The following is a 22,392-nucleotide window of genomic DNA, read 5'->3' on the forward strand; positions in this document are numbered from 1 at the left end:
AATGGCCTTACTGGACAGGCTGCAAGGCATCGGGGATGTCGTACCCCTGCTCTTCGAAATAGCGCGCCGCACCGGCATGCAGCGGCACGGTGCCAACCTCCAGGGTCATCTTCGCCATATCGGCATCTTTCATCGCGGCAAAGGCGTTGACCTGCGGTTCGGGGTTTTCCATCACGGCTTTGACGATTTGATAGGCGGTCTCTTCATCCATATCCGGGTGCGCATGTACGGCAACCCCAAACGCCCAGGTGGTATAAGCGGGGATACCGTCTGCAGCGCCTTCGGGCACATCGACAATCGCCACATCGGGCATTTCGCTGCGCAGCGTATCGGCCTGCGCGTCATCAAGAGAGAGCACGCTGATGGGAGTGAACGTTGCGATATCCATAGAGGAGCCATCCAAACGCTCGCCGACCCCTGATTTCACCGAGCCCATCACCCGGCCATCCTTCATGGCGTCGACCATATCGGTCGTTGAGCCGCGCACGTAGTCAGGCTCGATACCGAGGGTACGCATCACCGCTTCGGTGGTTTTCTCAGTGGCTGACCCGGTGATACCGGGGTTGAAACGCACCCCATCCAAATCAGCGAAGGTGGCGACGTTAGCATCCTGGCGCATCACTGCGTTTTGGGGTGCCACGGTGTAGACCCACAGCAGACGGTTATCGACCGGGCGGCCTTCAAAATCTTCCTCACCGGCGTAGGCGTGGTAGCCAGTATTGGTCGTCACCAGCCCCATATCAATCTGGTCGCGCCCCAAACGACGCAGGTTATCAACCGTAGCGCCGGTTTCAGCGACAGAAGAACTCACACCTTCGACCTGGTTGTTGATGATCTGGTTAACCGCGACAAAATAGCTGTAGTGGCTGGAGGAGCTCGAGGTAGAACCAATCAGCAGGCGCTCATCGGCATGGGAAGTGGCAGCAGCCAGCACCGCGGCGCTTGCCACCATAGCGGTAAGTAGCGTTTTCATTGTCTCTCCGAAGCTCGCTGTACGAGCCTTTGTTATTGTAGAACGGGTTGTTGTAAATACGGTTATTGTAAAACGGGTTGTTGTAAAACATGACCGCGACGCACGAATCGCGATAAGCCAAGCATGGTGGGCTGGTTTCATTTTGTATATTGAATAGTTTTTAATTTATGTTTTACTTTCTAAATGAATCCAAGCATCCAGCAGTTGCGCGTTTTTGTTGCCGTTGCCCACTCGCGCAGCCTTGCGGAGGCCAGCGAGCGCGTCCATCTTTCCCAACCGGCGATTTCGATTGCGCTACGTAAGCTGGAAGAGAACGTCGGCGGTGCGCTATTTGCCCGCACATCACGTCAGCTTGCCTTGACCCCGGAAGGCGACGCTTTCCTACCGGTTGCCGTGCGGCTATTGAATGACTGGAATGAAGCCTTTGAGGATCTCAACGACCAGTTTTCCAAACAGCGCGGCAAGGTGACCGTGGCGGCGCTGCCGACGCTGGCGGCTGGGTTATTCCCCCGGGTGATTAAGCTTTTTCATGAAGCCTACCCGAGGATTAATTTAAGCCTGCACGATGTGCTGGCCGAGCAGATCAATCAAATGGTGCGTGAAGGTCGCGCTGATTTGGGGCTTTCCGTGCCGCCGAGCGACGCGGACGATCTCACCTTTGAACCCGTGCTTGAAGATAGCTATGTGGCGGTTTGCCCGTGTGGGCACCCGCTGCTGGCGCAGTCGGCCGTGGCGTGGAGCCAGTTGGCTGCCTATCCGTTTATTGGTATCAATCGGCTTTCCAGTTCACGCCAAGATATTGACCGCATCATGCAGAGCGTGGGGGAGCGGCTGGATATTTTGTGCGATGCACGCCAGATCGCCACGGTTGGCCGCATGGTGGCAGCGGGCTTGGGTATTAGCGTGCTGCCCTCGCTCAGCTTTCGCCAGATTGCCACCGATGGCATCGAACACCGCCCGCTGGTCGAACCGACGATCCGTCGCGAGCTGGGCATGATATTGAGCCGACGCCACCCCCCTTCCGCCGCCGCCAGCGCCTTGTGCCAACTGATTCGTGATCACGCATAAGGTCTTTTCATGAATACGCGATTTCCGCTCGGCTTTCTCTTCGCCTTTATCTACAACCGCGCCGAGAATCTGGCAGACTAGAGATGACGAACATCCACCTGACTAAGTGAGCGATATCCATGAGCGATACTTCCAAACCCTGGACACAGCCAATGCCCGACGCGCAGTTCAAACTGATGCGCGATATTCTTGCCGCCCCAAGCCCGGTAGGCCTTGAAGCGGCGATGACTTACGGCGTGCTCAAGCCGCATTTTGAGAGCTTTGCGCCTAAAGGTTGGCACCTTCATCAGTTCAAGGGCAACGCGGGCGTGGTGCTGGACACCCACCCCGGCCGTGACGACATGTTCAAGGTCATGCTGATCGGCCATGCGGATAAAATCCGTATGCAGGTGCGCTCGATTGGCGAAGACGGCAAAATCTGGATCAACACCGACTCCTTCCTGCCGACCGTGCTGATCGGCCATGAAGTGAAGCTGTTCAGCGAAGACCCGGACGCCCCCGGCAGCTACCGCTGCATTGAAGGCGGCACGGTAGAGGCACTGGGCGCCATTCACTTTTCTGACCCCGGCCAGCGGGATGGCAGCAAAGGGATCAAGAAAGAGCAGATCTACCTGGATTTGCAAATTCACGGTGAGAACAAGAAGCAGCAGGTGCTGAACCTGGGCGTACGCCCGGGCGATTCGATTATTTTTGATCGCCCTATCCGCCCCGGCTTTAGCCCCAATACCTTTTACGGTGCTTACCTGGATAACGGGCTGGGCTGCTTTGTGGCCGCCGAAGTGGCGCGCTTGATCGCTGAAGCAGGCGGTACGAAAAATGTACGCGTGCTGTTTGCGATTGCCAGCTATGAGGAAATTGGCCGCTTCGGCAGCCGCGTGATGGCTGGTGAAATGAAGCCGGATGCGCTGATTGGCGTGGACGTTAACCACGACTACGTGGGCGCGCCAGGCATCGGCGACAAGCGCATGCAGCCGCTGGAAATGGGCAAGGGCTTCACCATGGCGGTGGGTTCGATTGCCAGCGAACAGCTCAATCGGATTATCGCGACAGCCGCTAAAGCGCAGGATATTCCGCTGCAGCGCGATATCGTGGGCGTGGACACCGGTACCGATGGTATGGCGGGTGTACTGGCCTCTATCGATAGTGCTGCTACCTCGATCGGCTTCCCTATCCGCAATATGCACACGATCTCGGAAACCGGCCATACCCAGGATGTGCTGGCGGCTATTCACGCCCTCACCCATACCCTGCAAGCCATGGATGCTCTGCCTGATTTAGAGCGTGAGTTCCTGGATAACCACCCACGCCTTGACCAAGCCAGCCCGCTTCCTCACCAGGGCAGCGACAAGCCGGATAGCGACGGTGATGAAGGCAAAAAGAGTGACGGCAAAGAGAGCAAGGCCGAAAGCAAAGCAGGAAGCAAGGCAAGCAGCACCAACGCCCCTGCCGCCAGCAATAAAACCAAGAAAAAAGCGAAAAAATAAAACACGCGTATAAAAAGAAGCCCCAGCCATTCCTTGGCCGGGGCTTTATCAAACCTTCCCTGATTTTCTTCATAAACATCCTGTTTGTGCTTCCCTGAGAGCGTTTAGCCTTCCTGGCGTTGCCTTCCCTGTTTCCACTTCCTTGTGGTGTGTGCTCACAATGGACGTGATAGCGCTGTGTTTATCTATCCCAGGTTATTAAATCAAAAAAATATTGCTTTAATATTAAAAAAGCCTTGTTGCGTCGATTTAATGCACGATTGCAATACATTTCGCATGGAGAATATATGAATTGACTCTTATACTTAAAACGTGTCGGTAACGATATGGATCAACAGGGAGGTTACCACGCCTGAACCATCATCAACCCTAATGGTAGGAGGTCAGCGTGCGCGACATTATAATCAGCAATAAAGTCAATGAATTAGATGTTATCTGTCGTCATTGCGGCAATTCAGAGACAGCCAAGTCACCATTTTTTAATCGCTTTCGTTTAGAAGGCACAGGCAAAAACACGGCGACAGTGCGTTGCCTTAACTGCCAAACAGCAGTTGAAGTGCCCTTGAATGAACTAAGCACGCTCTATTATCACCATGCATGTTAATGGGCAGGCTGATTAATCAATAGCTTATTTTGCTAACAGGCCGGCTAATAAAAAAGAAGGGGTAGATGGCTAACACATCTGCCCTTTTCCTTAGCATGCTATTTACGATAAATGAGAAAATTCATAAGAATGTAACTAATACGTCATTTATTTAAGCTTAAAAAAAGCCCCAGCCATTCCCTGGCTAGGGCTTTATCGCAGCGTCTTCCTTCCTCACAAACATCCTGTTTGCACTTCCCTGAGATACTAAGCCATCCTGGCGCAATCTTCCTTGTCAGCACTTCCTTTTGCTTGATGATTAGGATGCACCTTTAAACAACGAAATCAACTAACCTAGGTTATTTAATGAGAAAATAATTCTCACACTAGGCTAGGTATTTTTTATCGAGAATCACGCACTTTAAGAACATGCTTACCTTGTCATCATTATGTCAAATAAACATAATATAATTTTCTAATTTTAAGGTATTTTTGATTAATGACTCAAGCGACACCGGCCTTTAATCGCCACCAAACAACTGTCAAAAAAGCATTATCATCAGTTAATTATGGTTATACATCGACCATCACATCTAACAATCTATTTATAATTATTGTAATATAATTAATTTTACTAACCTAGCCAGCCATGAGAAAAAACAAACGCTTGACTTAATTTTATTAACTTTAATAAAAAATAAAGCTCAACCATTTTATGGCTGAGCTTTATTAGGTCTTCCATAACCGTACGTCACAAATATCCTATTTGTGCATCCTTGTGCTACTCAAGCAATCCTTGTCTAATCTTCCTTTTCGCGAGTTCCTTTCGCTGAGCACACAATGCGCTTTATAGAAGTATGTTTATTTAACCTGTGTTAGTTAATAGAAAATAAATTATTATTAAACGCTCGTTTGCCATTTTATAAAGCGGCTTGCCAAGCTTCCAAGCAAGCACATACAATCATGAACGTTTGCTTAATTCTTCTTAAAATGAGTGCGATCATGATTTCAAAATACTGGTGGCCAGTCGCCGCGCTTAGCCTCGCGATAGCTCCTCAAGCATGGGCCCAGTAATGGGAAGGTAGTCTCGGCGCGGGTGTCCTGTATGTGCCCGATTATCTGGGCAGCGACGATTACAATACCCAGCTTTGGCCCTCTATCGAACTAAACTATGGTGATGCCCTTTCAATCAGCCCACGCAGCGGCATTGAATGGCACGCGATTCGCAATGGGGATTGGACCGTATCGCCTTTTATTGGCTATACCTTTGGCCGCGATAATGAAGGTGATATTTCGTCATTCGAGAAAGTGGATGGCGGTGCTACGCTCGGTTTACGGCTAGCGCTGGAGCAAGGGCAGTGGAAATATAGCTTGGCGGGAAGCACGCCGGTAACGGGCGATGTGGATGGCGCAGAGCTGGAAGCATCGGCTGCTTGGCGATTGCCTCTCAATGAGCGTACGTTCTTTACTTTTACCCCGAATGTGGCCTATGCCGACGAAGAGTGGACGGAGTCGATGTTCTCGGTTTCGACACGTGACAGCCTGCGTAGCGGCATTGCCAGCTATAACCCTGATAGCGGCTCCTGGCGTTTAGGGGTTAGCACCAGCCTGACTTACGCTTTGACACCTCAATGGTCTGCCACCGGTTTTGTTGGCACCAGCTACCTGACCGGTGATGCGTCTGACAGCCCCATCGTTGACGATTTAGGCAGCGAATGGCAGACCGTGACGGGTGTGTCGCTCAATTATAACTTTTAGCAGTATTAAGACGCTAAAAAGCCTGGGTAAAAATAAAAGCGCCCTTCACGTTTAGGGCGCTTTTGCGTTTAGTGGCTGGTTCTTGGGAATGGTTCTTGCGAATGGTTCTGGTGGTGCTGCTCTGGTAGTTCTGCTCAAAACCACATTTTAAGCGGCATCCATAGCCCCATCAGTATCATTACGATATTTTCCGTTAACGATACAAACCCTAGTGGCACATTGCTGCTTCCGCCAACACACGCGCATTTCAATTCACGCTTATCGATGTACACGGCTTTAAACACCGACACCGCCCCCACCGTACCGATAAAAAGTGCCAACGGCGCCGCCAGCCAAATCAAAGCGCCTGCCAGCATTAAGATCCCGGCCAGGGTTTCAGCGTAAGGATATACATAACTATAGGGGACATAGCGCTGAGCCAGCAGGTCGTAGTTAAGGAACATAGAGCTGAAGCTCTCTACATCCTGAAATTTCTGTAATCCCAACAGCACCATGGCCGTCGCCACTGCGTATTCAGGCATCCGCGCGGCCATCAAGGTACCGTTGGCGACCCAACTAACCGCCAACCCGACCAGCAAGGCGGTCACAAAAATCGCGATCACTGGTCGATATGTGGTCTCTTTCGTATTCGGCACGCTCATCCCAAGATACTTACGCACCTTTTCATAACCACCAATACGCTTATTGCCGATATAAGTTTGCGGTGTGGTGTCGACATTTTCCCGAGCCTTGAACGCTTCTATTTCATCTCGGGAGGTTAGCGGGTGATCGTCAACCTCATATCCTTTACGCTTTAACAAATCGACCGTTTTCATACCAAACGGGCAAAGGTGCTCTGCCGTTTTCATCCGATAAACATGTGCCGTCTCCATGTTGACCACCTCCTTGATGCGTGCTGAAAACTACCTATTTTAACCCCCTACCTCACTACCTTATAAAGGTAGTCAGAATATGGTCAGTGACCAAAATAGAAACGGCGAGGATAGCCTCGCCGTTATCATTGAGCCTGCTTACCCCCTAGCAGTTATTTCTCCAGCCACGCCATCAGCGTTTCAGCCGTTAGCGCTGAAGAAGGCGGGTTTTGCCCGGTAATCAGCTGGCCATCTTCACGCACATAAGGGGTGAAATCTTCCGCCTTGGTGTAGATACCACCACACTGTTGCAGCGCATCTTCGACCAGATGCGGCACGATGTCAGTCAGGCCAACCGCATCTTCTTCGCCATTGGTGAAGCCTGTTACTTGGCGGCCCTTGACGAGCGGTTCGCCTGAGCTGTTCTTGGCATTCACCAATACAATCGGCGCATGGCAAACGGTAGCGACCGGCTTGCCTTGCGCAATAAACGTTTCGATCAGACGAATGGAGTCTTTATCATCAACGAGATCCCATAACGGACCGTGACCGCCGGGGTAGAACACCGCATCAAAGTCATCGGCCTTCATATCGCGCAAACGATGGGTCGCTGCAAGCTCAGCATTGGCCTGTTCATCTTGCTTGAAGCGGCGCGTTTCATCGGTTTGGCTATCCTCAGCGTCGCTCTTGGGGTCCAACGGCGGCTGGCCACCTTGAGGCGAGGCCAGGGTTACCTCGGCCCCCGCGTCTTTGAAGACATAGTAAGGGGCGGCCAACTCTTCCAGCCAAAAGCCGGTTTTATTACCGGTGTCGCCCAGCTGATCGTGAGATGTCAGTACAACCAAAATGCGCTTGCTCATATCTTTCTCCTAGCGGTGAAAAATGAGGCTATTAAAAGGCCTTGTTGTTACTTAGTGGGGGCCTCTGAGGTGGAATGCAAGGAGATATCCAAGATCGTCGTCACTGGCTCAAGCGACAAATGATCACCAGTAGTGTCAATCTGTTAGTGGCGCTTTATCATGGCGTCATTCAGTCATCGTTCAGGTGAAGCGACCAGTGAGTATTGAAGCGCGGGATTTTTACCGCAGCGGCCCTGACCACCGCCAGGGGCAAGCCAGCAGTTTTGCCTTGATCCGACGCCAGTTTGATTTTCGCTCTATCGAGATTGGCCGCTGGGTCACCAGCGCTGAGCGCGACCGTGCCGCCGAGCTGTTTCACGATGCACTGTGCGATCTCATGTTGATTCTACAGGGGCCAGAGGCGCTAATTTCATTACGCGGCACAATCGCACTGCAGTACGGCAGCGGTGGCCGACCTGGCGTTTCTGCCCACTACGACCCCAGCCAACGCAGCTTTGCGCTAGCCAAAAACGCAGGCCCCGGCAGCATTGCCCACGAGTGGTTTCATGCTTTTGATCACTACATCGCCAGTAAGTGTTTTCGCGGCACACCTGCCGGTGTATTCGCCTCTACCGCTTGGCTCGCCGATGCAACGCCCATTGCCCACCCTCTGAATCAACTGCTGATGCGCTGCTTCAAAGCCGTACTACTGCAGCCCGAAGGCGACCAGCCTAGCGATCTGTTTCAAAGCTCGGTGCAGATGGATAAAAAGCTTGGCCAGCTCTATTACAGCAAACCCGAAGAGCTTTGCGCACGCGCCTTTGAGGCATTTGTACAGGACGCAGCCATCACCAATCACTTTCTGGTCAAAGGCACCAAGGCCTCTCTTGAAGCGGAAAAAGGACTCTACCCACAGGGCGCACAGCGAGAGCAGATCAATGCAGCGTTCAGCTGCTATTTTGGCAGGCTGGGAAAGGCGTTGCGGGAGGCCGGGTAAGCATGACAGCGTGCAAAATGGTGCAATCGTGCCTAAGCTGTAGCAACGCTCACTACTCAAAGGAAGAGAACATGCCATCTACTACCACTATCGTCGTTATCGTTGTTGTTATTGTTGCCGTGCTTGGCATTGGCTTCGGCGGTGTGCTGCCTTTTTAATCGCTCGTAGAAGTGGTTAACGTAGGGCGCCTAGCCGCGCATCACACCCATGCCCAGCTCGAAATACTTTAACAAATATTAAAATATTGAAAGTTTAAAAAATCAGACAAGCTAGCCTGCAAAAGGCTAGCTTTAATTTATCTTAGAAAATTATAAAATAATCTTTATTTTCAGAAAGATATAATTACCATAACTTATATGAGAAATTTTCCCTAAGCACTCTAGTTAGCAGGTAATTTTTTTCATCTTCTCAAACAATTTAAATAATCTTTTTATAGGATCGATTTTGATTTACAATTGTAAAAAAATTCGGTTATATAACTAAACATTGCTTTTATTAGAACTTAAGCAGAGACACTGTCGCTCAGGCTTCATTCCTGCCAAACATGGAGCCAAGCAGCATGTCTAGCGCCCTACTTCCTCATACCCACCTAATGATCCGCAAGTTAGAAAGTAATTTCACCCTTACCGCCGATGAAAAGCGGGCACTTCAGGAATTACCGGTACAAACGCAAGATGTAAAGGCTAACCAAGTTATCGTTAAAATGGGTGACCAGCCTAGTCAAAGTTGCTTATTGCTGGAAGGCTTTTCATGTGTTTACAAACTAACCCTAGAGGGTAAACGTCAAATAATGGCATTGCATATTCCTGGTGATATGCCAGATTTGCAGAGCCTGCACTTGCAAGTTATTGATATTAACATTGCATCACTCAGCCCCTGCAAACTCGGTTACATACAGCACCAAGACTTATCGCTTTTATTTGAGCGCCACCCTCGGCTTACTGCGGCCTTCTGGCATGAAACATTGGTGGATGCTTCCATTTTCCGGGAATGGTTGTTGAATGTAGGGCAACGCGAAGGCTATTCACGGATCGCTCATATTATCTGTGAGCTCTTGCTGCGCCTTAAAGCGGTGGGATTGGTAGAGAATGAAAACACTTTTGATATGCCTATTACCCAAGCGGAGCTAGCAGATGCAACGGGGATGACCCCAGTACACGTAAACCGAGTGCTACAGGCCCTTCGTAATGATGGCTTGATAATTACGAACAAAAGAAGGGTAACCATACCTGACTGGCAGAAATTACAAGACGCTGGCGAGTTTGACTCGCTTTACCTGCATCTTGAAAATCAATAATTTTACAGGCTAACACTCTGATTTTTCTTGCTATTACCAGGCTATCGGAAGATACCAATAGTCACTAATGTTGTAAAAAGAGCGTAAGCCGCATAAGAAGAGAAAATCAGCAGCGAAAAAGGTGCATGCGTGACATGCACCTTAAGCTTTCTTCATCACAAGCTCGTTAGGCTAGTCCTCTTCAGACGCAGCATCCGCTTCAGAATCGTTTTGCTCGTCTGAAGTCTGCATTTCAGTTGACCCACTGGGGCCTTCGGCACCCATGTCGGTGGGAGGCATTAGATTTTCATTGCCTTGCCCACCGCGTTGATTTGCAGAGTTTTGCCGATTACCATTTCCGGTATTGCTTTGGTTTCTATTTGAATTTTGATTAACACTCTGATTAGCACTGTGTACTGCATCTTGCATACCCTGCAGGTAGCCCTGCCGATAACCACGCATTAGTCCCTGCTCAAGGCCTTCTTGCTTACCTTCTAGATAACCTTGGAAGTAAATATAAGATTCCTGTTCACTACCCTGTGACTGCTCCTGCCGTCGGCTCTGTTGACCTCTCTGTTCACCGTTATATAGGTTATTGTTAGACCTATATTGCTGACGCTCATAATCGCTTGATGACTGATTGGAGTGCTGGCCTCTTCGATCGTAATCATCATTGCTGCGGTATTGACGATACTGGCCATCGTTCCCGCTGTGACTGCGCTGACGATCTCTCTGGTCATCATACCGATGGTAGCGGTCATTTTGGTGGTACTGACCACCTTGGCTATCTCTAGATTGATAACTTTGTTGATTACTTTGGGAATTATCATAACGGTAGCTGTCGTTACGATTATCATCTTGTTGAGCAACCGCCATATTGGTTGCAAATGCCGCTGTTACGGCTGTTGCCAGAATCAATTTTCTAAACATCACGTTCTCCAAATGCTTCAGTGATCTCATCATTCAAGACAGCCGGTAGGTAGGCTAACGGCTGTCTTACTGGCTTAATTGCTATAACGGCTATGCCTCTAATCGCGCCACTCATGGGCGTTGCTGTTACGGTTCTGCTGATAGCGGTTATCCTGGCGGTTCTGATCACGCCACCGGTTGTCGTTGCGGTAGCGATCCTGCTGGTAGCGGTTATCCTGGCGGTTTTGCTCGCGCCAACGGTCGTCGTCGCGGTAACGATCATCCTGGTAGCGGTTATCCTGGCGGTTTTGCTCGCGCCACCGGTTGTCGTCGCGGTAACGATCATCCTGGTAGCGGTTATCCTGGCGGTTTTGCTCGCGCCAACGGTCGTCGTCGCGGTAACGATCATCCTGGTAGCGGTTATCCTGGCGGTTCTGATCATGCCAACGATTGTCTTGGCTGTAGCGATCCTGACTCTGCGATTGGTTGCTCTGGTCCCACTGTTGTGCCATTGCAGTACTGGTGGTGGCCAGTGCTGTGGAAATTGCTGCAGTGATAAGTAGCTTTTTAAACATGACCAACTCCTTTAGTCATCCAATGAAAAACGATCTTGGCTGTCAGTTGGCTATAGCCAAGCCTTACAACAACAAAACTAGCTCGCCTATTAAAGGGATACAAAGTTTAAAACAGGCAATATATCGCAATACATTTTTATTAATATAAATTAAAAAATTTACTTCTTAAGATATTTATCTAAATGTTATTAACACAAGTTAAAAACTAATGACGAAATTAGGAGTATCAGCACAATAAAGACTTAGAGCTTCTTTCAAAACTGTCATGTGAGCCGCTTCAAGCAGATCAGGGAGCAGCCCAGTAAAGTGAACGCATAGTGGATGTCAGTGCGCCGCTCATATCGTGTTGCGAGCCGACGCATCTGTTCCAGCCAGGCGAAGGTTCTTTCAACCACCCAGCGATGTCGTCCCAGTCGCTGAGTATCTTCCACACCACGTCTGGCTATACGAGCCTGAATATGGCGTCTACTGCAGGCACGGCGACAACGAGCAAAGTCGTATGCCTTGTCGGCGTGAAGCTTACGAGGTCGCTGGCGAGGACGACCCAGACGACCTGCGACGGGGGGTACCTCGTCTAGCAGGACAGATAGGGGAACACTGTCATGCATATTGGCCCCGGAGAGAACGACCGCCAGCGGTGTTCCCTTTCGATCGGTCAGTAGGTGCCGTTTAGTTCCGGGTCGCCCACGGTCTGTCGGGTTTGGGCCAATGGCTGATCCCCTTTTTTTGCCTTGATGGAGGCACTGTCCATGCAAGCACGATCCCAATCCAGTTGATCAGCTGCTTGCAGGTATTCCAGCAACGTCTGATGAAGCTTTTTCCAGACACCGGCTTCATGCCAGTCACGCAGCCGTCGCCAGCAAGTGACGCCGGAACCGCATCCCATTTCTTGAGGTAACATCTCCCAGGGGATGCCTGACTTAAGAACAAACAGGATGCCGGTTAAGGCGGCACGGTTGGAAACACGTGGCCTGCCACCATCAGGCTTGGGTGGTTCAGGTGGCAAGAGCGGCTCGACAATTTTCCAGAGTTCGTCAGGTACAATCTTCTTAGCCATATTAGCTAAGCTAGGCACGCAGGCGAGCTATTTCAAGGGTTTTGAAAGGAGCTCTTAGCCTTAAAGCCTTTCTGTCATCTAAACGCTTATAATAGCGGCGCAAAAAGGCTTAAAGAGAGATGCTCCTTTCATTAATTACTTGAAACGGGTGTTAAAGGCTCATCATCAATATCGGGATCATGATGGAATGTAGCAGCTAGTGTATTAGTTTGTTCTTCTAACGATGGTGCTTAAGAAAAGAATGGCCAAGCTGGAGGCGAGGCAATTCCGCAATTAGCTTATTTCCAGAAAAAGCTTCGCCTACTTCTCCGTAGAGGTACAACCATACTTTCTATATTGAACACTTGGTCGAGCGCATGGAGCCCCCTCACGCCATCCTGCGAGTTATCCGAAGAGCGGGCGGATCATTCCCTATTGTTTTTGTGTACATAGCAAAAAAACCGCTGACTGTGAACCCGGCCCGCTGCAGAAGGCGCCTCGACTAGCTGCTGGCAAGCCTTCAACGGTCAGGAGGGTACCCACCGCCCTGCCTCAATCTTCGGCCATAGCCCACCGCGCTTGAGCCGACAGCCCGCGTCTCGGGGTGAGACAACGGGGATAAGCTCAGGCTGATAGCGAACTCTGTGGCTGAATGATGGTGGGCAGATGCTCAGTCAGATGGGCACGCAGATCGGTGTCGCTCAAGTGGGCGAGATCCTTGTCCAGTTCCAGCAGCAGGCACCCAGCGACCCGCTTTGGCAACGCCTCCCGTATTAGCCCCAACAGCTTCGGCGGAGCACAAAGAACCAAGCGCTGGAAGCTATCTCGACGGTGGTGATCGGCCAGCAGCGTCGCTATCTCCTGGGCGAAGCGAATCTCCTGCTGCTCCGTCGCCGGATGGCGTGTTCCCATGGCATGCCGCCCCCGCCCCATGCTATCGAAGTCCCTCCCTGGCCGATCGGCCTCAATGTCGCGCTCATGTAGTCGGCCTTCAGGATTGTCCAATCTCGCCAACTCTTCGAATGGGGCTTTCGGCAGATTGATCGTGAACAGGCGAGCACTCGTCTGATCCGAAACTAATACCCCGGTCATCTTCATGATGAAGTCCTCGGCGTACGGCGCGGGAAGCGATATTCCCGCGCCTCTCACGCCATGATGTTTAACTCTTGATGTCCAGCTTGCGACGGTGCGCCTCTTTGATCTTGGGCAGGGTCAGCTCCAGTACGCCGCTTCGGAAGTTGGCCTCTGCCTTGTCGGCATCAATATCGCAAGGTAGATCCACTGTACGCAGTACGCTGCCACTAGAGATCTCACAGCGATAGTACTCGCCTTCCTCCTCACGAGATTCCTTATGACTCTCACCCTTGATGGTCACCGCCCTTTCAGTTACCGAGACATCGAGATCCTCACGCTCGATACCGGGAAGCTCGGCGCGAACCACTACTTCAGTATCCCTGTCGAGAACATCGACTCTGGGTAGACGCGGCGCAAGGGCAGACAGACGATCCCAGGGCAGGGGGTGCATCCAATCCCGAGCCAGAAGGCTGTCGAACATGCGATCCAGCTCCCGAAAAGGGCTCGGGTAGCGTGACGTAGGAGCCTCAGCTTCGGTGATTGTGGCGGGCTGTGTGGCGGAAGGAGAAGCCTCCTTGAATTTATTGTTGGTCATGATGAGTCACCTCACGGGAAAGGCGGAAAAAATCCAATGAGGCAAGTTACCCGGCCCCACAGGAGATGTGCGATCCACCAATACGATCACATGGAAAAGTATAGGAGGGTCCCGTCGGACAGCCATGACGCGGATCAAGGTTCATGACACCTTTTCCCCATGGCAAGACTCGACAATGGCGCTGGCCATTCTCGAGTACATGCCAAACTGCAAACGGGGCTTCACCCCCCTCGCCACCCCAGGTATACCGACGCTTACGGACGAGCCAGCCGTCAGGATTCCTTGGGTGTGGTGACTGTTGAGGAGCCCGCATCGCATAGCGCCAGCCGTGTAGCGTCCTCGACATGCTCGATCCAATGGAAGGTCAGACGTTCACGGGTCTTCTCAGGAATTTCCTCCCAGTCCTTGCGGTTGCGCGCTGGCAGCAACACGGTGCGGATGCCGGCCCGTTGGGCCGCGAGTACCTTCTCCTTGATGCCGCCCACTGGCAGCACCAGACCCCGCAGGGTGATCTCCCCGGTCATGGCGACGTCCTCACGGACGCAGCGACCACTTAGCAGCGAAACCAACGCCGTATAGATGGCCGTGCCGGCACTGGGGCCATCCTTAGGGATCGCTCCTGCCGGAACATGGACATGGATGTCGGTCCTGGCCAGGCGCCGGGCCTCCAGACCCAGTTCGTCGGCATGGGCCTTGATCAGACTCAAGGCCGCCTGGGCGCTCTCCTTCATCACCTCGCCGAGCTGGCCAGTGAGAATCAGCCGTCCGTTACCCGGTGATTGGCTCGCCTCGATGAAGAGGATATCGCCACCCACTGGGGTCCAGGCCAAGCCCGTGGCGACACCAGGCACGCTGGTGCGCATCGCCATCTCGTTCTCGAAACGTGGTGGACCAAGGGACTCCGTCAGGTCTACGGTATCCACATCCGCTCGTTCCAGGGCACCTTCTGCAATGCGCACGGCTACGTGTCGCACTACCTGGCCGATCAGCCGCTCGAGCTGGCGCACCCCCGCTTCGCGGGTGTAGTCCGCCACGATGGCATGCAAGGCGGCATCGGAGAGTGTCAGCTGCTCCTCGGAGAGTCCTGCGGCCGCGCACTGGAGTGGCACGAGATATCGCCGAGCGATCTCGACCTTCTCGTCTTCCGTGTAGCCGGCCAGCTCGATGACCTCCATCCGGTCACGCAACGGGCCAGGAATCTGGTCGAGCACGTTGGCAGTGCCGATGAACATTACCCGACTGAGGTCGAAAGGCACGCCGAGGTAGTTATCCCGAAAGGCACTATTCTGCGCCGGATCAAGCACTTCGAGCAGCGCCGCCGAAGGATCCCCTTGGATACCGGCGCCGAGCTTGTCCATTTCGTCCAGCATGAACACCGGGTTGCGAGTGCCGGCCTTGCGCAGTCCCTGGATGATATTGCCCGGCAGCGCGCCGATGTAGGTGCGTCGGTGGCCGCGGATCTCGGCCTCGTCGTGGACCCCGCCAAGGCTTGCACGCACAAACTCGCGGCCCATGGCCCTCGCGATACTCTGCCCCAGCGAGGTCTTGCCAACCCCCGGCGGGCCGACAAAGCACAGGATCGGACTCTTGCCCTCCGGGTTGAGCTTGTGAACCGCCAGATGCTCGATAATGCGCTTCTTGATGCGCTCGAGGCCATAGTGATCGGCATCGAGAATCTCCCGAGCGCGGGCAATATCGAGGTGTTCCTCACTAAGTTTCGACCAGGGCAGCTCCAGCAACCACTCCATGAAGGTGCGCGCCATGGAGTACTCCCCGGCGCCCTCAGGCATGCGCTCAAGACGCTTGAGCTCCTTGCGGGCAAAGGTTTCTACCTCCTCGGGCATGCCAGCACTGTTGATGCGCTCTTCCAGTTCGCGAATCTCCTCGGCTTTCTCGTCTCCCTCGCCAAGTTCCTGCTGGATAGATCGCAGTTGCTCGCGCAGCACTGCCTCACGCTGACGCTCAGTCATGGTCTCATGGGTGCGCTCGCTAATCTTCTGCGACAGCTTGAGCACCTCCACTCGATAGTCGAGGCGCGCTAGCACCTTGTCCATCCGTGCCTTGAGATCAGTGAGCTCCAGAATCTCTTGCTTCTCATCGGGCAAAAGATCCAAGTAACCGGCGATGGTGTCGGCCATCAGGCCGGGTTGATCGATGGCCCGCACCGCACGGATCAACTCGTCAGGGATCTGCGGCAACAGATGAAGTGCCTCAAGGGCCCGCTTGCGCAGCGTCAACAACCGCGCCTCGACATCCGGACTACGCCCCTCTCGCGCTCGGATCAATTCCACTCTCGCCAGCAAAAAAGGATACCCATCGATGAAGTCCAGTATCCGGAAACGCGTCTGGCCCTGGCAGACTAGTTGGTGTCTGCCCTCCTCGCTCGACACGAAGCGAAGGATATTGGCCACGGTGCCGACCCGGTAGAGGTCAGAAGGCCCAGGATCGACGGCGTCGGGATTCCTCTGCAGTATGACGCCCACCGGACGATCATTCTTCAGCGCCTCCTCGATACCTGCCAGGGACTTGGGTCGACCCACGGTGATCGGCAGTACCAACGCCGGGAATAGGACCAGGTTACGAACAGGCAGGAGTATCAGCACGTCCTCCGGCATCTTGATACCGGCTTCGTGCGAAGTCGAACTCGGCTGAGTATATGCCTCGCTCATAGTCTCCCCTCCATCAGGTAAGACGAACGCCCAGGTAAAGGCAACCATCACACCATTCCCGCTTATGCAGGCGAAAAGTAACTGCCGACAGCCCCAAGCGACGCTCGAAGCGACCGAAAGGAATTTCCAGGCGATGCGGGTCACGTAACGGCATGGCTCCTCCCAGCGACGAACGCGCCCTGGCACACCGATCCTTATTGAAGATTAGCCGGTCCGCGACCAGCGCGCCAAAGCTCTCCCGCGGTAACCGTCGCTTTACGCAGCTTGTTGTCAGTGTCCACCCGCGAAGGGTGGAACTCGAGAGATCAAGATACTCACCGCAGCCCTAAGTAATGTCAGGAGCATGCAAAATAACTCTACATAGGAAAAAGATGAGTCAGCAGCAAGTAAGGAGGCAGGCGTCGCTTGCACATTGTGGCCACGCTGGCTTCTTCAAGACAGGTGTCGATCAGTTCGGGAGAGAGCACTTCGGAGAGACTGGAGAAATCATAGGGGCTGCCTTGGCGATGGCATCAATGGCGTCGCTGAACTGCATGGATCTTACCGAGTCAGTGTGCCTGACATGGGAAGGTCTCATGGTCAACTTATAAGGAATAGGCTCAACTGCCTGGCATTAGGGACAGAGCCTGGTCTTGGAGGAGGATCGTGATGCCGTAGAGATGCATATTGTCCAGCGGCATATTGAGCGAGCCCATGGAAACCAGCTGCTATGTGTGGGTCAATATCTTTCAGGAAAATAAAAAGCCGCTGAAAATCAGCGGCTTAATCTAAATTCTGTGGCGGAGGGGGAGGGACAGTCCGCCAAACGGTTATAAGTAACTGATACACTTAACTATCAATGCATTACCTCCCTTTCATGTGGTAAATTCGTGTGGTAAATACACCATCTGGATGCCCACTATGAGCCACCTGGAGAGACGCGCAAACCGTTGGTACGCAGTGCTTACTATCCCCAAGGAAGTACGGCCAAAACTCGGTGGCAAGATTCGTTTCGTTAAGAGTACGGGCACCACTGATAAACGAGTGGCTCAATCAAGAGCCTATGCATTGGTGGCTGAATGGAAAGACCAGATTTCCAAAGCACAAGGTAATGATGAGCTAGGAGGATCATTTTTTGATGGTGTTTTGGAGTATCGCCAGCAGCTAGAAGAACTCCGACGCAGCAACGACCTTCAGCACTATGAAGCCCTAGCCGGTTCAATAACCAGCAAAGCCGAAAAGCTGGACTCTCAAGGCCACCATGAAGACGCCCAACGCCTCGCTAGCGTTGCTCTTGGGCAGCGGACACCTATTACTCCAGAGCTTATAGAATGGCGTAACAACCTACATTTGAAGCAGAAAACTGCCGAACAGATGGAGAAAGACGCCAAGCGAATGGCTGACTATTTCGAGGTCATTGAAGCCATAAACACTGAGAGCGTCAGGGAGTGGGCCAAGGTTCTCATGGCACCGAAGGAACAAGACGGTCATGGCTATGGCGTATCGTCAGTCAAACGGTGCTTCACGACGGCTCGAAACGTCTGGCACCACCTTCAAGAAACAGGCAAAGCCCCAACTGACCGTGAACCATTCAAACTGCCCTCTTTCGTGCTTCGCCAAGAACGAGCTTCCAGCGCCAGCAAAGCCCGCGAGGGAACGAAAGGCTGGGTACCCTTTGAACCTATCGATGTGGTTAAGCTCCATCGTGACGCGATAGATGGCGGGGATCATTCGCTGGCAGACCTGATTGTTCTAGGGATGTTCACAGGGGCCAGGATCGAAGAGTTATGCTCACTACGCACGGATGACAGTTCAACTGATAGGTTAAGGGTTACCGACAGCAAAACTGATGCGGGGATACGTGAGATTCCTGTTCACCACGAGTTGAAGCCCACAATAAAGCGCCTGTTGGCTGAATCTAAAGACGGCTACCTACTATCAGGACTCACCTTTAATAAGTACGGCGATAGGTCGAACGCCATCGGTAAACGCTTTGGGCGGCTCAAAGCCCGCCATGGCTTCGGCTCTACCTTCGTATTTCACTCCATCCGTAAGACCGTTGTTACCCTACTCGAAGATGCCGGAGTGTCGGAAAACCTCACGGCGGATATTGTCGGTCATGAGAAACCAAGGGTGACCTATGGGCTTTACTCTGGGGGGCATTCGTTGAAGAGCAAGCGGGAAGCTATAGAACTGATCAACTACCCAAAGGGAGTAGCTTCCGAGGCATAGTGAAGCGGGAATGTCTGGCAGGTACGACACTCGGACACACAAAATAAATTGAAGCCTTGTATGGGGAAATCCCCCTATTAGGATCAAGTAGCAGTCACTGGAATTCTAGGTACCGGCCTTATTCAAGCTATTCCAAGCATTATCTGGAATTAATTCATCGGATTTTGATGATTTAAGTCACGGCCTTGCTGAAACTACATGGCTCTGGTAAATGAGCTATCAAAATGATCAACGCAATGATCACCAAACAGTGGCACGGCAAGACCCTCACATTCCGCGAAGACGGTTACTTCAACATGACGAAGGCCGCTAAGGAATTCGGTAAGGAGGTAAAAGAATTTCTCCGGCTCCCCAGCACAAAAGAATACACAGCCGAATTGGAAAAGGTGGGATATTCCCACGTTTTTGAGGTAAAGCGTGGTCGTCATGGTGGCACCTGGGCACACCCAAAGCTGGCCGTGTTCTTTGCCCGCTGGTTAGACGTCCGGTTTGCCGTGGCTTGTGATGGAAGACCTCAAAGCATACGATTCCTATAGCCCACAAAGAGGAACTGGATAATGGAAAGTCAGCCGCAAGCCGTGCCCACAAGCAATAAAATCTACTGCAGCGAGCGCTGGCTGCTGTGGAGGAATTTCGCAAGCTGCATTCTGACCTACCGATGACGGTGGCTTCCCTTTTCACCTATGTCGCTGCAAATCCAGGGGTATCAATGGATGAACTACGAAAGCAGACCAATACCAAACAAGCGACATGCTCAAGAACAATCGCTGTACTGTCCGAGTGGCAAGAATACGACAAGCCTGGGTTTGGACTTGTCTGGACAGAGGAAGACCCCAAAGAACGCCGTAAGAAACTCGTCCACCTTACCGAGATGGGTGAGGAACTGGCTGTGACCCTTGATGATATATTGCACTAACCAGAACAAACGGGCTGACCAACGCTTTATGTCTTGGGCTGGCCCCTATTAATGCGGCTGTACTTCCACGCAAAGGCTTTTATAGCTTAGCTGGGCATCACTACTGCTTTTAGTTTCAAAGCCGCCAGAAAGCCGCACAATTCCAAACTGATTACCCTGCACCTAAGGAGGACATACGCTCCTTCGGGGACCAATCTAAGAAGGCTCGGCATACTGAGATTTACTTCTTCCCCGTCATAACCGTAGCTTAATCGCTTTCGGGAGAACCTCGGTAACGGTTCCTTAATTGGAATGCATGAGAAAAGGTTCAACCCGACACAGCCCGTTCAAGTTGTTTATCGGTGTCTCGCTCGACTTCGCCAGTCGGACGGTCACACGGTGGGCAACGTAGAGCATTTCAAGCTTGGCATTACGCTTAGCCTCTGGATGCCCTGAAGAACGGCGGAAGGACTCTCTGGAAGTGGTGGCCCAGAGCGCAGTCCGAGCGACCTAACGAGTTTATCGTTGGGCTGACTACGGGGTGGCGGGGACATCTAGAAGACTGGCACCTGAGACTACCTCTTGTAGGTATAGTCTTTTAGTTCATCTTTCAGATAACCAACCACTTCATCTATTGGCTTCATCGGCAGTGTAAGTAATCAACCGTGGTAATAACCACGATCCAGGCCCATCGGTACGACCTGCGTCCAGCTAACATTATCGATACCTCGTAAGGTGGCGTTGCCACACTGACTACTTCACGTCCGAACACAACCAATAGATCATCCCCCAGGCTATCCAACCGCTCATCCCTTGAGCTATTCCATTTCATCATTACCAGCACATTCTCGAAGGCAGTCGGTCAGGCTGGCGGTTTCGTCCGTCTGTTGGGCCGTCCGTCTGAAGGGAACCGTCTGTCTCCGACAATGAGGACGAAACAACCATGAGCACATCACACGAACTTTCCAACGCTGAAAGCCCCTTGAGCTACGTCCGTATCTTCACCGATGGAGCCTGTAGCAATAACGGTCAGCAAAACCCAAAAGCGGGCTGGGGGGCTGTCTTTCTCACTTCGTCAGGCCACCGCCTGAAACTGGCTGACAAACTCCAGGGCAAGCACGTGACCAACATCCGAGCCGAACTGACCGCTGCCATTGAAGCGCTATCGGCATTGAAGTGGCCGTCATCGGTAGACCTGACCAGTGACAGCGAATACGTCACGAAAGGCGCTACTGAATGGCTTCATGGATGGAAACGCAAAGGCTGGAAAACAGCCAACAAGCAGCCCGTTAAGAATAAAGACCTATGGCAACAGCTTGATGCCCTGCTAGGGATTCACACTGTCCGGTTCCATTGGGTTCGTGGTCACAACGGACACCCAGAGAACGAACTGGCCGACCAGTTAGCAGTAGCAGGAGCGGAAGGCGAGACAGTGAAGGAGTACGATAATGTGTGATCCCATGTCTATAGCCGTAACAGCAATGACTGTCGTGAGCACTGGCGCACAGATGTACGGCCAACAGCAGCAATATGAAGCGGCTGCCCAACGAGCAGAAGCCCAGAACAAGATGTATACCCAGAACCGGCAGAACACCTATAAGGCTCTAGGCCGTGAGTATGGGGACATCAACACTCGACAGTCTCAAGAGCAGCAGTTAGCCACCGAAGAGAAAGAACAAAGGACAAGGGAATCACGCTCTCAAATGGCCCGCTCTAGAGTAGCTGCCGGTGAGGCCGGTATCACTGGCAACACGGTTCATCTCGGTCTTCGAGACATCGCCGGTTCTGCTGCCCGTGACCGTTCGACCATCGACCGGAACTTGAATTGGACTCTTGGGCAGTTGCAGCGTCAGAAACAGTCGCGGCAGACAGCAGCCGTTAACCGTATCAATTCCGTATCGAAAGGCCAGCCGCCTTCCCGTGGTGCTGCCCTTGCTGGTATGGCGTCAACAGCCGCTAACGGTGTAGCCAGTGCGGCGTCAATGCAGCCGCAGAATAACTCATTTGGTAGTAGCAGTCCGAGACCTTACGGCGGCTCTGGCTGGGCTAATCAGACGTATAAAAGGTAAGAAATAGTTATTGGTCACTAGCAGGTTCGATCGACTCAATATCTATCAGCATGGCCGTATTGTGGTAGCCGGTATGTCCGGAAAACATACTTCCGGTAACTGTAGCGTTTTCAAATACCAGCGATTGGTTGTCAGTGTACTGGTCATCATCGAGGACGAGCTGGAAACGAGTTAGCTCACCGGGAATCCTGTAAGTGTCCCCACTCTCCATGTTGTATGCCTTACCGCAATAAGGTTCTTCAGTAGTAAGAATCCAGTACGTTAAGGGCTTGTCTCCTGTCTCGATACTTTCGTAGTTGGGCGGGCCAGGGAAGGTTTCTCGCCAAATCTTACCTGTCAGTTCAGCGGGTTCACCATCAATAAGGCACTTGCCATTAACTTCGGCAAGCGCAGCCCCAGCAGGTAGGAGTGAACCGTACCGGGATTCCCGGAGGCTCCAAACCTTGAGAGGATGGAGCCATGAGCAAATCAAATCGATATTCCCCTGAAGTTCGCCAGCGGGCGGTACGTATGGTCTTCGACCACGAGGC

The 22,392-nt window shown here is 52.4% G+C and carries 21 protein-coding genes and 2 pseudogenes; 11 read left to right on the plus strand and 12 right to left on the minus strand.

All coding sequences use genetic code 11. The features are described 5' to 3' along the window. Positions 1 to 7 precede the first annotated feature (7 nt). A complete protein-coding gene (locus V8L71_RS17350; protein WP_008957253.1) occupies positions 8 to 973 on the minus strand; it encodes a TAXI family TRAP transporter solute-binding subunit in 966 nt (321 codons plus the stop codon). Between the two features lie 183 nt (positions 974 to 1,156). Between V8L71_RS17350 and V8L71_RS17355 the strand changes: the two genes are divergently transcribed. From V8L71_RS17355 to V8L71_RS17365, 3 genes and pseudogenes are all read left to right on the plus strand, one after another. Beyond that, positions 1,157 to 2,041, plus strand: coding sequence for a LysR family transcriptional regulator (locus tag V8L71_RS17355; protein WP_101146505.1), 885 nt, complete (start codon positions 1,157 to 1,159; stop codon positions 2,039 to 2,041). A gap of 119 nt (positions 2,042 to 2,160) precedes the next feature. Continuing rightward, positions 2,161 to 3,525 (plus strand): M20/M25/M40 family metallo-hydrolase, encoded by a 1,365-nt coding sequence (locus V8L71_RS17360; protein WP_232774871.1) that lies wholly within the window; start codon positions 2,161 to 2,163, stop codon positions 3,523 to 3,525. Between the two features lie 1,681 nt (positions 3,526 to 5,206). Next, positions 5,207 to 5,866, plus strand: a pseudogene (locus tag V8L71_RS17365) (MipA/OmpV family protein); the annotation flags it as partial. 134 nt (positions 5,867 to 6,000) lie between these two features. Here the strand turns inward: V8L71_RS17365 and V8L71_RS17370 are convergent. Both V8L71_RS17370 and V8L71_RS17375 read right to left on the minus strand, forming a co-directional pair. Further along, the gene (locus tag V8L71_RS17370; RefSeq protein ID WP_336274913.1) at positions 6,001 to 6,738 is read right to left on the minus strand and encodes a MauE/DoxX family redox-associated membrane protein; all 738 of its coding nucleotides are present in this window, start codon (positions 6,736 to 6,738) and stop codon (positions 6,001 to 6,003) included. 152 nt (positions 6,739 to 6,890) lie between these two features. Beyond that, positions 6,891 to 7,577 carry a type 1 glutamine amidotransferase domain-containing protein gene (locus V8L71_RS17375; protein WP_336274914.1) on the minus strand — a complete coding sequence of 229 codons (687 nt, stop codon included), beginning with the start codon at positions 7,575 to 7,577 and terminating at the stop codon, positions 6,891 to 6,893. A gap of 196 nt (positions 7,578 to 7,773) precedes the next feature. On the opposite strand from V8L71_RS17375, the gene V8L71_RS17380 reads away from it, so the two are divergent. From V8L71_RS17380 to V8L71_RS17390, 3 genes are all read left to right on the plus strand, one after another. After that, complete coding sequence (locus tag V8L71_RS17380; RefSeq protein WP_336274915.1) at positions 7,774 to 8,553, plus strand: CLCA_X family protein; 780 nt, start codon at positions 7,774 to 7,776, stop codon at positions 8,551 to 8,553. A 2-nt stretch (positions 8,554 to 8,555) separates the two neighbouring features. Continuing rightward, positions 8,556 to 8,711 carry a hypothetical protein gene (locus tag V8L71_RS17385; protein ID WP_176302726.1) on the plus strand — a complete coding sequence of 52 codons (156 nt, stop codon included), beginning with the start codon at positions 8,556 to 8,558 and terminating at the stop codon, positions 8,709 to 8,711. 401 nt (positions 8,712 to 9,112) lie between these two features. Then, positions 9,113 to 9,850: a Crp/Fnr family transcriptional regulator gene (locus V8L71_RS17390; RefSeq protein ID WP_336274916.1), complete on the plus strand. Its 738-nt coding sequence runs from the start codon at positions 9,113 to 9,115 to the stop codon at positions 9,848 to 9,850. 171 nt (positions 9,851 to 10,021) lie between these two features. Here V8L71_RS17390 and V8L71_RS17395 read toward each other — a convergent pair whose 3' ends face one another. The 8 genes and pseudogenes from V8L71_RS17395 to V8L71_RS20775 all read right to left on the minus strand — a co-directional run. Next, complete coding sequence (locus V8L71_RS17395) at positions 10,022 to 10,759, minus strand: hypothetical protein (protein ID WP_336274917.1); 738 nt, start codon at positions 10,757 to 10,759, stop codon at positions 10,022 to 10,024. A 98-nt stretch (positions 10,760 to 10,857) separates the two neighbouring features. Then, positions 10,858 to 11,313, minus strand: a complete 456-nt coding sequence (locus tag V8L71_RS17400; RefSeq protein ID WP_336274918.1) for a hypothetical protein — start codon at positions 11,311 to 11,313, stop codon at positions 10,858 to 10,860. Positions 11,314 to 11,576: 263 nt separating this feature from the next. Beyond that, a protein-coding gene (locus V8L71_RS17405; protein WP_431313191.1) for an IS5 family transposase occupies positions 11,577 to 12,370 on the minus strand; the annotation gives its coding sequence in 2 pieces (ribosomal slippage) (positions 11,577 to 12,046 and positions 12,046 to 12,370; 795 coding nt in all). 603 nt (positions 12,371 to 12,973) lie between these two features. Continuing rightward, positions 12,974 to 13,447 carry a host attachment protein gene (locus tag V8L71_RS17410; RefSeq protein ID WP_336274919.1) on the minus strand — a complete coding sequence of 158 codons (474 nt, stop codon included), beginning with the start codon at positions 13,445 to 13,447 and terminating at the stop codon, positions 12,974 to 12,976. Positions 13,448 to 13,508: 61 nt separating this feature from the next. Continuing rightward, entirely contained in the window at positions 13,509 to 14,018 is a 510-nt protein-coding gene (locus V8L71_RS17415) for an Hsp20/alpha crystallin family protein (RefSeq protein ID WP_336274920.1), read from the minus strand. A 272-nt stretch (positions 14,019 to 14,290) separates the two neighbouring features. Beyond that, the gene (gene lon / locus V8L71_RS17420; RefSeq protein ID WP_336274921.1) at positions 14,291 to 16,687 is read right to left on the minus strand and encodes an endopeptidase La; all 2,397 of its coding nucleotides are present in this window, start codon (positions 16,685 to 16,687) and stop codon (positions 14,291 to 14,293) included. Between the two features lie 13 nt (positions 16,688 to 16,700). After that, entirely contained in the window at positions 16,701 to 16,841 is a 141-nt protein-coding gene (locus tag V8L71_RS17425; protein WP_336274922.1) for a hypothetical protein, read from the minus strand. A 202-nt stretch (positions 16,842 to 17,043) separates the two neighbouring features. Continuing rightward, a pseudogene (locus V8L71_RS20775) lies at positions 17,044 to 17,163 on the minus strand (hypothetical protein); the annotation flags it as partial. A 424-nt stretch (positions 17,164 to 17,587) separates the two neighbouring features. On the opposite strand from V8L71_RS20775, the gene V8L71_RS17430 reads away from it, so the two are divergent. The 5 genes from V8L71_RS17430 to V8L71_RS17450 all read left to right on the plus strand — a co-directional run bounded on the left by V8L71_RS17430 (position 17,588) and on the right by V8L71_RS17450 (position 21,862). Next, the gene (locus V8L71_RS17430; RefSeq protein WP_336274923.1) at positions 17,588 to 18,898 is read left to right on the plus strand and encodes a tyrosine-type recombinase/integrase; all 1,311 of its coding nucleotides are present in this window, start codon (positions 17,588 to 17,590) and stop codon (positions 18,896 to 18,898) included. A gap of 224 nt (positions 18,899 to 19,122) precedes the next feature. Then, on the plus strand, positions 19,123 to 19,434 hold the full coding sequence (locus V8L71_RS17435) for a KilA-N domain-containing protein (RefSeq protein WP_336274924.1): 312 nt from the start codon (positions 19,123 to 19,125) through the stop codon (positions 19,432 to 19,434). 173 nt (positions 19,435 to 19,607) lie between these two features. Next, positions 19,608 to 19,814, plus strand: a complete 207-nt coding sequence (locus tag V8L71_RS17440) for a hypothetical protein (RefSeq protein ID WP_336274925.1) — start codon at positions 19,608 to 19,610, stop codon at positions 19,812 to 19,814. Positions 19,815 to 20,736: 922 nt separating this feature from the next. Next, positions 20,737 to 21,249: a ribonuclease HI gene (gene rnhA, locus V8L71_RS17445; RefSeq protein WP_336274926.1), complete on the plus strand. Its 513-nt coding sequence runs from the start codon at positions 20,737 to 20,739 to the stop codon at positions 21,247 to 21,249. Beyond that, the gene (locus tag V8L71_RS17450; protein ID WP_336274927.1) at positions 21,242 to 21,862 is read left to right on the plus strand and encodes a virion core protein, T7 gp14 family; all 621 of its coding nucleotides are present in this window, start codon (positions 21,242 to 21,244) and stop codon (positions 21,860 to 21,862) included. Before rnhA ends, V8L71_RS17450 begins: the two co-directional genes overlap by 8 nt. 7 nt (positions 21,863 to 21,869) lie before the next feature. Here V8L71_RS17450 and V8L71_RS17455 read toward each other — a convergent pair. Further along, a partial coding sequence (locus tag V8L71_RS17455) for a DUF4431 domain-containing protein (RefSeq protein WP_336274928.1) occupies positions 21,870 to 22,392 on the minus strand: 523 nt, incomplete at its 5' end.

It is taken from the genome of Vreelandella indica, assembly GCF_037070225.1.
In the GTDB taxonomy this organism is placed as follows: domain Bacteria; phylum Pseudomonadota; class Gammaproteobacteria; order Pseudomonadales; family Halomonadaceae; genus Vreelandella; species Vreelandella arctica.

Excerpts from the sequence above, each read along its gene's own strand:
- V8L71_RS17395 (WP_336274917.1), bottom strand. The coding sequence starts at position 10,759 with ATGTTTAGAAAATTGATTCTGGCAACAGCCGTAACAGCGGCATTTGCA.
- V8L71_RS17385 (WP_176302726.1), top strand. The coding sequence starts at position 8,556 with ATGACAGCGTGCAAAATGGTGCAATCGTGCCTAAGCTGTAGCAACGCT.
- V8L71_RS17400 (WP_336274918.1), bottom strand. The coding sequence starts at position 11,313 with ATGTTTAAAAAGCTACTTATCACTGCAGCAATTTCCACAGCACTGGCC.
- V8L71_RS17425 (WP_336274922.1), bottom strand. The coding sequence starts at position 16,841 with ATGCCGTTACGTGACCCGCATCGCCTGGAAATTCCTTTCGGTCGCTTC.
- V8L71_RS17410 (WP_336274919.1), bottom strand. The coding sequence starts at position 13,447 with ATGAAGATGACCGGGGTATTAGTTTCGGATCAGACGAGTGCTCGCCTG.
- V8L71_RS17370 (WP_336274913.1), bottom strand. The coding sequence starts at position 6,738 with ATGGAGACGGCACATGTTTATCGGATGAAAACGGCAGAGCACCTTTGC.
- V8L71_RS17360 (WP_232774871.1), top strand. The coding sequence starts at position 2,161 with ATGAGCGATACTTCCAAACCCTGGACACAGCCAATGCCCGACGCGCAG.
- lon (WP_336274921.1), bottom strand. The coding sequence starts at position 16,687 with ATGAGCGAGGCATATACTCAGCCGAGTTCGACTTCGCACGAAGCCGGT.
- V8L71_RS17440 (WP_336274925.1), top strand. The coding sequence starts at position 19,608 with ATGGATGAACTACGAAAGCAGACCAATACCAAACAAGCGACATGCTCA.
- V8L71_RS17350 (WP_008957253.1), bottom strand. The coding sequence starts at position 973 with ATGAAAACGCTACTTACCGCTATGGTGGCAAGCGCCGCGGTGCTGGCT.
- V8L71_RS17450 (WP_336274927.1), top strand. The coding sequence starts at position 21,242 with ATGTGTGATCCCATGTCTATAGCCGTAACAGCAATGACTGTCGTGAGC.
- V8L71_RS17355 (WP_101146505.1), top strand. The coding sequence starts at position 1,157 with ATGAATCCAAGCATCCAGCAGTTGCGCGTTTTTGTTGCCGTTGCCCAC.
- V8L71_RS17390 (WP_336274916.1), top strand. The coding sequence starts at position 9,113 with ATGTCTAGCGCCCTACTTCCTCATACCCACCTAATGATCCGCAAGTTA.
- V8L71_RS17375 (WP_336274914.1), bottom strand. The coding sequence starts at position 7,577 with ATGAGCAAGCGCATTTTGGTTGTACTGACATCTCACGATCAGCTGGGC.
- V8L71_RS17430 (WP_336274923.1), top strand. The coding sequence starts at position 17,588 with ATGAGCCACCTGGAGAGACGCGCAAACCGTTGGTACGCAGTGCTTACT.
- V8L71_RS17435 (WP_336274924.1), top strand. The coding sequence starts at position 19,123 with ATGATCAACGCAATGATCACCAAACAGTGGCACGGCAAGACCCTCACA.
- V8L71_RS17415 (WP_336274920.1), bottom strand. The coding sequence starts at position 14,018 with ATGACCAACAATAAATTCAAGGAGGCTTCTCCTTCCGCCACACAGCCC.
- rnhA (WP_336274926.1), top strand. The coding sequence starts at position 20,737 with ATGAGCACATCACACGAACTTTCCAACGCTGAAAGCCCCTTGAGCTAC.